This is a genomic window from Polaromonas sp. OV174, from assembly GCF_900112285.1.
Lineage (GTDB): Bacteria > Pseudomonadota > Gammaproteobacteria > Burkholderiales > Burkholderiaceae_C > Polaromonas.
Window position 1 is genome coordinate 79,056 of the sequence record NZ_FOKZ01000019.1, and the last position, 11,402, is coordinate 90,457.

Consider the following 11,402-nt stretch of genomic DNA (forward strand, 5'->3'; position numbering starts at 1 on the left):
ATGTCAAGCAGTGCCAGCTTAGGGACACAGCTCAAGCAGGATCAGCTTCGGTTGCAAGCTTTTTGACCAAGCCAAATTCTGGATGTTGACCCGTAAGAAGCAAGAACATGGCAAATGTAGGCCCCTGCATATTCCTGTTGTCAGCAGTGCTTTCCAGGGCTTGCCAAGTACGTGACTGAACACCACCACGGCTTCCTATCTGTACGGGGTATCCCATCAATTCGGCCGCCTGCGCCTGATTCAAGCCTGCCGCCATGCGCGCAGCCTTGAGTTCATTGCCACTAGGTATCGGCATTTCCAGCTTGGTGATCATGTTCATGTAGGTCCTGCAGCCATTGTTGTCTGTCTATGGGAAGATAAACCACGAACCCAAACTCAGTTCAGCGTGATGTTCGCCGACCGTATATAGCTGCCCCAGCGGTCGTATTCCCGCGTGTAGAACTGCTGGTACGCAGTTGCTGTCATTGGCGTCATGACCATAGACATCTTGCGCATGGTTTCTGCCACCTTCGCGTCGGCCAGCGAAGCTTCGATGGCGTCGTGCAGGCGCGCCACAATGTCCGCTGGTGTCTTCGCCGGGGCCACAAAGCCGAGCCAGGGCCCGATGTCGATGTCGACACCAAACTCCTTTAACGTGGGCACATTGGGGTGTGCAGCCATACGCTGAGGCGCTGTGATGGCCAGCATCCGAATCGTACCAGCGGCCACATGTGGCTCTGCCACCAGAGTGGGAATGATGGCGCAGTCGACTTGCTTGCTGATTTGCGCCTGTATTAGCGGTGCCGTGCCGTTGTACGGCACGTGCAGCAGCGCGGCGCTCTTCGTCTGCTTGAGGACTTCCATGATGATTTGCCCGGAGCTGCCTTGGCCCCATGAGCCGTAGGTCAGCGGCTCTTTGGCCTGCCGTGCCATTTGCAGGAACTCGGTCAGCGTCTGGGCCGGATGCGAGGCATGCACCATCACGGTCAAGGGCGTGAAGCCCAGCGGCGCCACCGCCATGAAATCCTTCTTCGCGTCATAGGGCGCGGGCTTGAGAATATGCGGCGCGATGGAATGCGAATCGGCCGCCCCGTAAATCAGCGTGTAGCCGTCCGCCGGGCTTCTGGCACCCACCAGGCTACCAATCGTGCCAATGGCGCCCGGACGGTTGTCGATGATGACTGGCTGCCCAAGGCGTTGAGAAAGAACAGGCCCCATGGCTCGTACCAGTGCATCGCCGCCGCCACCCGCAGCCCACGGAACGATGATTTTGATGGGACGCGATGGGTAGGCGTTGCCTTGCGCCCAGGACGTCAGCGTCATACCGCCAATGGCAGGCATCGAAAGAATGCGCAGAGCGTTGCGGCGCGTCAAGCTTGTACTCATGGTGTCTCCTTTGGTTGTTCGAGCTCAGAGGCCTTTTTTGTCGAGCCAGCAGCTGATGCAGCCTGCAAGCTGTTCGTGGTTGTCTTCAATCATCAGCATGTGGCCATTGCCCGTGATGCCAAGGTCGGGAAGCCAGATGAAGTCGGCTCCCAGAAACCGCGCCAACGCGCCGTCCACTTCCTTCGGATGGCGCGGGTCTGCGTCACCGGTGAACACCAGCATGGGCAGGCTGTTGAGTTGTTCGGGGCGTTCCAAGTACAGGCCACTACCGCCAATATTGAAGCGTTCGTTCAGAATGCGTGGGCTTTCGTGTCCGATGGAGCGGGCATAGGCTTCGAAAGCGCCGTGAGGAAAGCGCGGACTGTTGGCCCAGAACTCTTTCATGAATGCCCTGTCCACGAAGGCCGGTCTGTCGGTTGGCGCATAGATGGGGTGGCTTGCTGCATCCTCATCCAAAGTCTGCGTAGGCTCGGCAGGGAGTGCCGGCACCAAGTTGGCAGGTGCCCCTGGTGCGATGCCGACAACGGCCGCAACATGCGCACGATAGTTCTCCGCCACCCACCAAGCAATAGGACCACCCGCTGAATGAGCGAACACGATGGCTGGGCCGATTTCCTGCAACAGAACGCCTAGCGAGCGCCCGACATCGGCCATAGACAGCTCCAGGAAGGCGGCAGTCGTCGGCGACCGGCCGTGGCCGGGCCAATCCATCACATAGACGTCATGCCCCCGCCGGGAAAAGAACACAGCCCAGCCCTCACGGCCGTCGGGAGTCGCCAAGTACGCCGTACCGTTGTGAAAGCCGCCATGAATCATGACGATGGGCGGCTTGCGCGATTCCCCCTCGGCAGTCAGCACGTCCGCAAAAACCGGGTGCTCCGCCGTACCGGAGTAAAGGTATGTCCGTTGCATTGTCTTTTGGATCCATCTCGAGCGTAAAAACAGAGCGCAGTATAGGTCGATATAGTTCCATATAGAACCATATGGCGATGCGGGTTTTCCCTCAAAAGGCCTGCCATCGACCAGCGTCGGTCAGCCAGCCAGCTACCTATACTTGATGGATGCTCAGCTCAATCGCACCATGAACAGTCCGCACAGTGACATCCTCGACGGGGTAGCCATTCCCTTCGCCTACAAGATGGGGTACATGATTAACTCGTACCGCGAGCCGTCGTTTCGCGCCATCGAGGCGACCCACGGTTTGACGCGGCCGGAGATTCTTTCGCTCATCTTCCTGTACTTCAGGGACGGCATCTCCGCCGCAGACATCTGCGATTTTTCCGGTCACCTCAAGAACAACATCAGCCGGGCCATCACAGCGCTTGAAGGCAAAGGGCTGGTGCGCCGGGAGTCCGATCCGCAAGACCAGCGGCGGCTCATCATTCACATCACCGCCGACGGACGCCGTATGCATGACAGATTCATGCCTGCGCTCAAACAGCGTGAGGATGACATGATGGCCTGCCTGTCAGTTGCGGAGCAGCGGACATTCGAGGCCTTGCTGCAAAAGCTGTGCGCTCATGGGCCAGAGTGGAACTGCAAGGAGCATTGGCGGCTAGCCAGCAAGCCTTCCGATCCGTACTAACAATTAGCAAGGTCCAAGTTGCTGATTTGCAATGGTTTCTGTAACCAACGCTTTTAGTGCGTCGTACAGCTCAAACAGCCCCCATTCCGATTCGATTCAGCCAGGAAAGGCTGTGGCAAACGCATCACGATTGCAACCCAAGCATCCCAATCAGGACAGTCCAGCCAGACTACGCCAGCTAAAAGCAGCCCCAAGCCAATTGAAAATGACAAGGACTGCAAGGGAGCCTCTCGCAGTTCTTCCACAGTCGCCGATTCTTCGCCAGACCTCAGGAACAGCTTCCGGCGCCTAAGCCGAACGGATCGTCCACGCTGTGGCTGGGCGTGGTGAACCAGCGCGGGCCGGTCGCCGTCATGTAGAAGTGGTCTTCCAATCGCACTCCGAACTCACCAGGAACGCAAATCATGGGTTCGTTACTGAAGCACATGCCTTCGGCCAGCGGTGTGGCGTCGCCTTGCACCAGGTAGGGCCACTCATGGATGTCCAGTCCAATGCCGTGACCGGTGCGATGCGGCAAGCCAGGCAAGGTGTAGCCGGGGCCAAAGCCATCGTTCGCCAGCTGGTGACGCGCGGCACGGTCCACGTCTGCGCACGGTATACCCGGCTGCGCTGCGGCAAAGGCGGCAGCTTGCGCGGATTTCTCCGCGTTCCAGACTTGGCGCTGGCGTTCGTTCGGCTCACCAAACACGTAGGTGCGCGTGATGTCCGAGAGGTAGCCATGCAACCGGCAACCTGTGTCGATCAGCACCATATCGCCCGACTTCAACACTTGCGGGTCTTTCACCCCATGAGGAAAGGCTGTAGCCTGGCCAAACAGCACGATACAAAAGAAAGAGCCCGTCGCACCTACCTGGCGATGCGCCTGGGCAATGAAGGCTTCCACTTCTGTGGTCGTTATTCCCTCGTGCAGCATGCTCGCGGTCGCCTGATGTACGGCCAGGGTCATGTCCTTGGCGCGCTGCATCAAGGCTATTTCCTCGGTGGATTTGCGCATGCGGCAATACGCCGTCACCTCGTAGGCGTTTATTACGCGCAGGCCCTGGGCGCACTGTGCAATGCCATCGGCAACGAAGAACGCCGCGCTTTCGTCCATGCCCAGCGTTACAGCTTGCGTTGGGCTGGCTTGCACGCCCATGCGCGCCAGCACTTGTATGCATAGCGCAAACGGACTCTCGTGCTCGTGCCAAGCGTTGACGGCGCCAGGCAGCACCATATATTCCTGCACTGTGCCCACCTCGAACCACGGTGCAATGAATTCCAGTGCGCCTTCAGCCGGAAGCAGCGCCCCGACCAGGCGCTCGCTAGGCCGCCACTGCATGCCTGTGAAATAAAGCAAGTTGGTACCAGCATTCAGGTAAATGGCCGCAATGCCCAGCTCGCGCATACGCTTTTGGGCTGTCTCTATGCGCTGACGGTATTGCGCCAAAGAGATGGGGGTGCTCCCCGCAGTCATGACATGCAGGGCTTGCAGGGCCTGCGCCGGGGTTTTTCCGCCTACACCAATAGTCATAGAAGTATCCGTTTCGCGGCCGCTGTTGCGCCCATGGTTGAAATACTGGCTGTGTGGTTCACAGGCAGCTTTGATGAAGATCTTGTCAGCGAGAAGTTGTTCATTCGACGTACTCACAATAACGGTTGAATCGAAATCCATTTGAACAAACAGATTGTTAATATATTACAAAGATATGTATTAAATATCTGTAGGTGTTTTTTTGCATACTCAAACTGACGATTTTGGTGTACCGCAATACTTTGAAAACCTGAGGTGCACACCAAGTCACCTTACCCCTGTTTCCGTGGAGTTCTTAGCCCACGGATTACGCAGCGTTTTGCGCTGTGTCTCGTCCCAGTGTTGCTCGTACGACATCAGACTGAGATATCCCAGAGTCGAGTGCAACTGTCGATGATTCTAGAAAGCCATCTAGTCCAGCACCACATACATCGCCTCGCGCCGCGTAGCGAACTTCCTGCCGTACAAGCTGGGGTTTTCAATCATCCCCAGAAGCTCTCGGTCGGCGCATGCCGGAAAGCAAATGGTTGGCGATGATCACCATCGGTGTGCTGCACACCGGCAAGGGCAATACAGCGATTCCGTTGAGTGCGACGCGGGAGATCAGCGTACGTTCGCTCGAAATTAAAACTATTGCCCCCACTGGGCATCAATCCGACGTATCCGACGTCGAGCACGTCGGAGGCTTCGCGACGAACTGATTCGTCGCGTCTCGCTATGCCAGCGGCAACGCAGCGTTCGCTCGCTGGATCCCGGCGGCCGATTGCAGCACCCAAGGGGTCGCCAGCGCGGCGAGCAAGCGAGTCAACATCACCTCGTGCGGCTGCCACTGCGAGCGAGAGCCCGTCACGTTAAAGGTCGCGACGCAGCGGCCGCCAGCGAGCAGCGGCACGTTGACGATGGCGTGCAGGCCCATCGACGTCATTTGCGCATGGTCGTCGAAGACCTCAGCCAGGGTCGCATCACCCTCCCCGACGAAGATCTCGCCGCGGCGCAGCAACTGACGTGCCCAGGGCGTCATGGGTTTGTGCTTGCGGCCGCCCACGGGATAGGCCCCAGGCTTGGAGGACCACAGGCGCTGCAACTCAACAGCCTCGTCCTCGGCGCGGTCCGGCGTAACGTTGACGTTGATCGTCAGCAGGCCGTCACCCAGCAGGGACTGCCGCACCTGCTCGAGAATGCACAGCGCCGCGTTGAGGTCGGGCGCGCGCGGCAGCTCCTGGAACAGCGCCACGCAAGCGGCGGGCGGCAGGCACAGCGCATATTCCTGGCGCATAGCCGTTTCACGAATAGGCGACTCAGTCATTCTTGATGCCCAGCTCGCGGATGATCTTGCCGTAGCGGTCCGCATCGCGGCGCAGCACGGTGGCGAACTCCTGCGGTGTACCGTTCACGATTTCCACGCCGATAGCGTCCATGCGGGCGCGGACCTCGGGGTTGGACAGGGCCTTGTTCGTCTCGGCGTTGAGCTTGGCCACCAGGTCTTTGGGCATGCCGGCGGGGCCGAAAGCACCGTACCAGACGCCGAGTTCGTAGCCCGGCAAGGTCTCGCCGACGGTCGGAACCTCGGGCAGCAAGGCGGAGCGCTTCGCCTCAGTCACACCCAGCAGGCGCAGCTTGCCAGTTTTGACGTGCGGCAGGGTCTGGGTCCCTGCGGAAAACAGCACCTGGGTCTGGTTGCCGACAGTGTCCACGACGGCGGGAGCGCCCCCCTTGTAGGGCACGTGCTGCATCTCTATGCCTGCGGCCTTTTCGAACAGCACCGCGCCCAGGTGATTGGGAGAGCCGGCACCGGCCGAGGCATAGGCCAGCTTGCCCGGGTGGGCCTTGGCGTAGGCGATCAGCTCCGTGACGTTTTTCGCGGGCACCGCGACGTTGACCACCAGCGTGTTGACCACGTTGGCCAGTTGCGCGATGGGCGTGAAGTCCTCCACGCCCCGGAAGGGCATTTTGGGCATCAGTGCCGGGTTCATGACATGGGTGCTCATGGAGCCGATCAGCAGCGTGTAGCCGTCGGGCTTGGCCTTGGCGACAAAGTTTGAGCCGATGTTGCCGGAGGCGCCGGAACGGTTGTCGACGATCACCGGCTGGCCTAATGACTTGGTCAATTGCTCAGCCAGTGCCCGGGCCAGGATGTCGGTGGAGCCACCGGCTGCCCAGGGCACGATCAGCGTGATTGGCTTCTCGGGCCAGGCGGCGCTGGCCAGTTGGGCAAAACCGCACAGTGCGGTCAGGGTCATATAGCGTCGGATACGGAAAAACATGGCGAGTACTCCTTCAAAAAATGGATAAGGACGAAAGCGACGCGGGCCGGCTTCAACGTCCGACGGCATAGCCCTGCATGCCGCGCGGGTTGGCGGCGGCGCGCAGCACCAAACGCCCCTCCCGATCGCGGCTGCGGCTACAGGCGGACATGCGACTCTCGGACCACGGGTCGCCGACCCTGACGTCGTGGCCGGCGGCGCGCAGCGCCTCGATCACGGCGGGTTCAAAGCGTGACTCGACAGTCAGGCGGTTGAGAATGGTCTCGCGCGGCCAGAAGGATGAGGGAAAGTGGTTGATGTGCCAGGCCGGCGCGTCGATGGCTTCCTGCAAATTCATGCCGTGCACCGCATGGCGCAGGAAAAAGGCGGGCGACCACTGGTCCTGCTGGTCGCCGCCGGGCGTGCCGAAGACCATATAGGGTTCGCCGTCGCGCAGCGCCAGCGAAGGCGAGAGCGTGGTGCAGGGCCGCACTCCGGGCGTGACGGTGTTGGGCAAGCCGTCGTCCAGCCAGGTGATCTGCAGCCGGGTGTTGATGGAAAAGCCGAGCGCCGGGATGGTCGGGCTCGACGAGAGCCAGCCGCCTGAAGGCGTGGCGGCGACCATATTTCCATCCCTGTCTATGACGTCGATATGGCAGGTGTCGCCGACGAACACTTCGCGCTCCAGCCATTCGGACACCGGCGGAAGTGCCGCGAAGGTCGGCTCGCCGACGCCAAAGCGGGTGTCGGCTGTCAGCAGGGTGCGGCGGGCCACGTCGAGGTCCGGCAGGCGCGGCAGATGGCCGCCGGGCGCGCCAGGCTGCAGTTCCCGCGCGGCTTGGTTGCTGACACCCTGCCAGCGCTGCCGCAGGTAGTCGTCTGACAGCAGTGCCATCTGGGCCTCGCGCGAGGCGCCGGGAGCGGCGCCGTACCAGGCCATGCGGTCGGCCATGGCCAGCTTGGCGGCCTCGGCGATGCGGTGCACAAAGCCGGCAGTGTCCGGCGCATGCTGTTCCAGCCCGGCGTGGCGCAACATGCCGATCTGCTGCAGAAAGGCTGGCCCCTGGCTCCAGAAGCCGCACTTGGCCAGCGTGTAGCGGCCGAAGTCCATGGTCAGCGGCGCTTCGACGGTCGGTGTCCAGCGTTCGAGGTCCTCGTAGCGCAGCAAGCCGCTGTGCCGCTCCCCGCTACTGTCCCGAATCTTTGCCGTGCGGTAGTAGTGGTCAATCTCCTGCGCCACAAAGCCCTTGTACCAGGTCTGCAGGGCGGCGTCGATCACGGCGGTTCGCGTCTGGGCCTGGCCCTCGGCCGTGCGGATGAGGCGCTCGTAAGTGGCTGCGAGCGCCGGCAGACGGAACAGCGCACCTGGCGCCGGCACCTTCCCGTCGGGCAGCCAGACCTGGGCCGAAGATGTCCATTCCTGGCGGAACAGGTCCTGCACCGCCGTGATGGCCTGCACCGCGCGCGGAATCAGCGGAAAGCCATCGCGGGCATAGCCAATGGCCGGCGCCAGCACGTCGGCCAGCGACCAGGTGCCGTGGTCGCGCAACATCGTCAGCCAAGCGCCGAAGGCCCCGGGCACGGTGGCCGGCAGCAGCCCGATGCCGGGTACCTGCTCCAGGCCCAGCCCGCGAAAGGCCGCGGCCGAGGCTTCGGCTGGCGCCGGGCCCTGGCCGCAGACCGACAGCATGCGCTGCTCGCGCTCGCTCCACAACAGGATGGGGACTTCGCCGCCCGGACCGTTGAGGTGCGGCTCCACCACCTGCAGCACAAAGCCCCCCGCGACGGCGGCGTCGAAGGCGTTGCCGCCGCGTTCAAGAACGCCCATGGCAGTCTGCGAGGCCAGCCAGTGGGTGGAAGCGACAACCCCGTGGGTGCCGGTGATTTCGGGTCGGGTGGTGAATTGGCTCATGCTTGTCTTGCGTCAATTGCGTGAAGGAAAGCGCCAGTTTAAAAGCATGAAATAGACAAATTCAACAGTTTTTCTATGATTGCATGCATTAACTTCTATGTAATAGTTGACCATGCCTTCTTCGCCAGACCCTCTCACCCACCGCCTGGAAACTCGCCTCAAGATGCGGCACTACGCGCTGCTGGTGGCGGTGGACAAGCACCGTTCCATCACTCGCGTGGCTGAGCAGCTTTCGCTGACCCAGCCCACAGTGACGCGGGCATTGGCCGATATCGAAGACATCTTCATGACGCCACTGTTCGTTCGCCATCGGCGCGGCCTGGAGCCCACGCCCGCCGGTATCGTGGTGCTCGCGCGCGCCCGGCTGGTCATGGCCGACAACGCGGCGCTGCAGCAGGAACTGCAGGCCGTCAGCGCCGGTCGCCAGGGGCGCTTGCGCATTGGCGTGATCCCTTATGTGTCAACGCAAGCGCTCAATGCGACCTGGCAGCATCTCTTTGCGTTGCGCCCCCAGCTCGCGCTGCTGGCCCACGAAGACACTACCCACAACCTGATTCAGGCGGTGCGCAGCCGCATGCTGGACTGCGCCATTTGCCGTTTCTCGCACGACAGCACCGATGGTGATTTGGTACAGCAGTTGCTCTACCACCAGCAAGCCAGCCTCGTCGTGGCGGGGGCCTGCGCCGACCGGTTGAAAAAACAGGCCGCGTTGGATATCCCCCAGCTGGCGGAAATGGACTGGATATTTCCGCCGCAGGACACGCCGATCCGGCAAATGATCAACGCCATCTTTATCGCGGCCGGCCGGACGGTGCCAATCCCGTTGATCGAGGCCGATGCGCCGCGCACGATCGCCTCTGCCTTGCAGCAGTTGCCGCGCGGCATCACGGTACTACCGCGCGATATCGCGCAGACGGTAGCAGACATGAGCGGCGCCGTGGTGCTGCCGCAGCCGCTGCCGTGGAACCTGCCGCCAGTCGGTTTGGCGTGGCTGCGCGACTCACCCAAGGCGGCTGTCATTGCCGCACTGGCGGCCGCTGTACGCCTGGCCGCATAAAGGGGAGCTGCGCATCCGACGCTGACTTTGATTGGCATCAAATTAGGTCAGGCATTGACAGCTAATACTGGTCATCCATGATGCCCTTGGAGGTACCTTGCCATGGATTTCAATGCAGCGATTTTCGGACGCCGTTCCATGCGCGACTAGACGGACCAGGTCGGTGGATGAGTCCGCCATTGGCCTGCTGACCGACGCTGCTTTTCAGGTATCGAGTGCAATCAACCAGCTGCCTTGGAGATTCACGGTGGTGCACGATCAAGGGTTGCTGGACTGCATCTCGCGTGACGCAAAATTCCGCATGCTCGCGCCCCTGCCGGGAAGAACACGTTCGACCTGCCTGCAACAAGGTACCCGTTGTGCCTCTCACCGTAGGCCATCTAAAGGTTACGCAAGCGCCTGTCTCTCGCAAGCAGCCAGAGATTCGCTGGATTGGTTGACCGCTCTGATGATGCCGAAGCAGATTTGACCAGATGTGCACCGATTCGCACACCCAGCCGCCTAGCCTTACGTCGTCATAAGCACAGCCGCAGGTTTGCTGAATTGCAATGTGGGCAGTGCCCCAGCACGCCAGTCAGAGTGAGCTCAGCGAAGGTTGATTCCGGCGCGCTGGATGATCTGGCTCGAAGGCGACGCAATCTGCTGGATTGCGAAACAGGCTCCCCCGCGATGGCTAAACGTCGAGCATCGCGAGCAGCATAAATATCACAAAACGCAAATGAGCGACTCAGTACAAATACTTGAAAATATTATTGATATGTTATTAATATATCAACAGATAGGCAATCGTATAGATTTTCTCCACTCAATAAAGAAGCCGCCTTTATGAAGAATCCCCGCTGGCAAGGCATTTTTCCCGCCATCACGACCAAGTTCCATGCCGATGAAAGCATAGACGCCGAAGGCACGGCCAAGCACATCGACTTTCAGATCCGCAACGGCGTCCACGGTCTGGTTACCTGCGGCTCGCTCGGTGAAGCCAGCACCTTGACGCTGGAAGAAAAGCTCCAGGTTGCCGACATCGCCATCAAGGCCAGTGCGGGTCGCGTCCCGGTACTGGCCAACGTCTCGGAAACCAGCACGCGCGAAGCGCTGCGCTACATCCGTGGCGCCAATGAACTCGGCGTGGACGGTTACATGGTGATGCCCTCGGTCATCTATGTCGCCGACGCCCGCGAGGCGATGCTCAATGTGCGCACCATGGCCGAGGCTGCGAAGAAGCCCATCATGGTCTACAACAACCCGGTCGCTTACCGCGTGGACCTCAAGCCCGAGCACATGGTTGAGCTGGCCGATTGCGAATGGATTGTCGCCATCAAGGAAAGCACGGACAACATCCGCCGCATCACCGACTTGCGTAACCTGCTGGGCGAGCGCTACCAGCTCTTTCTGGGCGTGGATGATCTGGCTTACGAAGGCCTGGCACTGGGCTGTGACGGCCTGCTCGCCGGTGTCGGCTGCACCTTCCCGCGTGAAACCGTGGCGCTGTATGACCTGATGAAGGCCGGCAAGTTCGCCGAGGCACTCAAGCTCTACCAGTGGATGACACCCATGCTGCACCTGGACGTGTCCACCAAGCTGGTGCAAAACCTCAAGCTCATCGACGTCTTGGCCGGTGTGAGCACCGAGCACATGCGCCGTCCCCGCCTGCCGCTGATTGGCGCCGAGCGTGAATACATTGAAACGATCGTGAACAAAGCACTCGCAACACGCCCGCTTCAATACCAGTC

The 11,402-nt window shown here is 60.9% G+C and carries 11 protein-coding genes and 1 pseudogene; 4 read left to right on the plus strand and 8 right to left on the minus strand.

What is annotated here, in order from left to right:
- Window positions 1–31 precede the first annotated feature (31 nt).
- From BM160_RS16380 to BM160_RS16390, 3 genes are read right to left on the minus strand one after another with little or no spacing between them, the layout of a single operon-like run.
- Window positions 32–319 (minus strand): helix-turn-helix domain-containing protein, encoded by a 288-nt coding sequence (locus BM160_RS16380; RefSeq protein WP_092007241.1) that lies wholly within the window; start codon window positions 317–319, stop codon window positions 32–34.
- Window positions 320–375: 56 nt separating this feature from the next.
- Window positions 376–1,365 (minus strand): Bug family tripartite tricarboxylate transporter substrate binding protein, encoded by a 990-nt coding sequence (locus BM160_RS16385; RefSeq protein ID WP_092007242.1) that lies wholly within the window; start codon window positions 1,363–1,365, stop codon window positions 376–378.
- Between the two features lie 24 nt (window positions 1,366–1,389).
- Complete coding sequence (locus tag BM160_RS16390; RefSeq protein WP_092007243.1) at window positions 1,390–2,277, minus strand: alpha/beta fold hydrolase; 888 nt, start codon at window positions 2,275–2,277, stop codon at window positions 1,390–1,392.
- 169 nt (window positions 2,278–2,446) lie between these two features.
- Between BM160_RS16390 and BM160_RS16395 the strand changes: the two genes are divergently transcribed.
- Window positions 2,447–2,950, plus strand: coding sequence for a MarR family winged helix-turn-helix transcriptional regulator (locus tag BM160_RS16395; RefSeq protein ID WP_092007244.1), 504 nt, complete (start codon window positions 2,447–2,449; stop codon window positions 2,948–2,950).
- Window positions 2,951–3,218: 268 nt separating this feature from the next.
- Here BM160_RS16395 and BM160_RS16400 read toward each other — a convergent pair whose 3' ends face one another.
- Both BM160_RS16400 and BM160_RS22975 read right to left on the minus strand, forming a co-directional pair.
- Entirely contained in the window at window positions 3,219–4,460 is a 1,242-nt protein-coding gene (locus BM160_RS16400) for a M24 family metallopeptidase (protein ID WP_092007258.1), read from the minus strand.
- A gap of 267 nt (window positions 4,461–4,727) precedes the next feature.
- Window positions 4,728–4,972 (minus strand): annotated as a pseudogene (locus BM160_RS22975) (hypothetical protein); the annotation flags it as partial.
- Between BM160_RS22975 and BM160_RS16405 the strand changes: the two are divergent.
- Entirely contained in the window at window positions 4,970–5,161 is a 192-nt protein-coding gene (locus tag BM160_RS16405; RefSeq protein WP_092007245.1) for a hypothetical protein, read from the plus strand. The pseudogene BM160_RS22975 and the gene BM160_RS16405 overlap by 3 nt on opposite strands.
- A 14-nt stretch (window positions 5,162–5,175) precedes the next feature.
- Here the strand turns inward: BM160_RS16405 and BM160_RS16410 are convergent, their stop codons facing one another.
- The 3 genes from BM160_RS16410 to BM160_RS16420 are packed head-to-tail and all read right to left on the minus strand — an operon-like array spanning window position 5,176 to window position 8,615.
- Window positions 5,176–5,736 carry a GAF domain-containing protein gene (locus tag BM160_RS16410; RefSeq protein WP_092007246.1) on the minus strand — a complete coding sequence of 187 codons (561 nt, stop codon included), beginning with the start codon at window positions 5,734–5,736 and terminating at the stop codon, window positions 5,176–5,178.
- A gap of 22 nt (window positions 5,737–5,758) precedes the next feature.
- On the minus strand, window positions 5,759–6,724 hold the full coding sequence (locus BM160_RS16415) for a Bug family tripartite tricarboxylate transporter substrate binding protein (protein ID WP_092007247.1): 966 nt from the start codon (window positions 6,722–6,724) through the stop codon (window positions 5,759–5,761).
- Between the two features lie 52 nt (window positions 6,725–6,776).
- Window positions 6,777–8,615 carry a gamma-glutamyltransferase family protein gene (locus BM160_RS16420; RefSeq protein ID WP_092007248.1) on the minus strand — a complete coding sequence of 613 codons (1,839 nt, stop codon included), beginning with the start codon at window positions 8,613–8,615 and terminating at the stop codon, window positions 6,777–6,779.
- Between the two features lie 112 nt (window positions 8,616–8,727).
- On the opposite strand from BM160_RS16420, the gene BM160_RS16425 reads away from it, so the two are divergent.
- A complete protein-coding gene (locus BM160_RS16425; RefSeq protein WP_092007249.1) occupies window positions 8,728–9,672 on the plus strand; it encodes a LysR family transcriptional regulator in 945 nt (314 codons plus the stop codon).
- Window positions 9,673–10,497: 825 nt separating this feature from the next.
- On the plus strand, window positions 10,498–11,402 hold a 905-nt coding region (locus BM160_RS16435), incomplete at its 3' end, for a dihydrodipicolinate synthase family protein (RefSeq protein WP_092007250.1).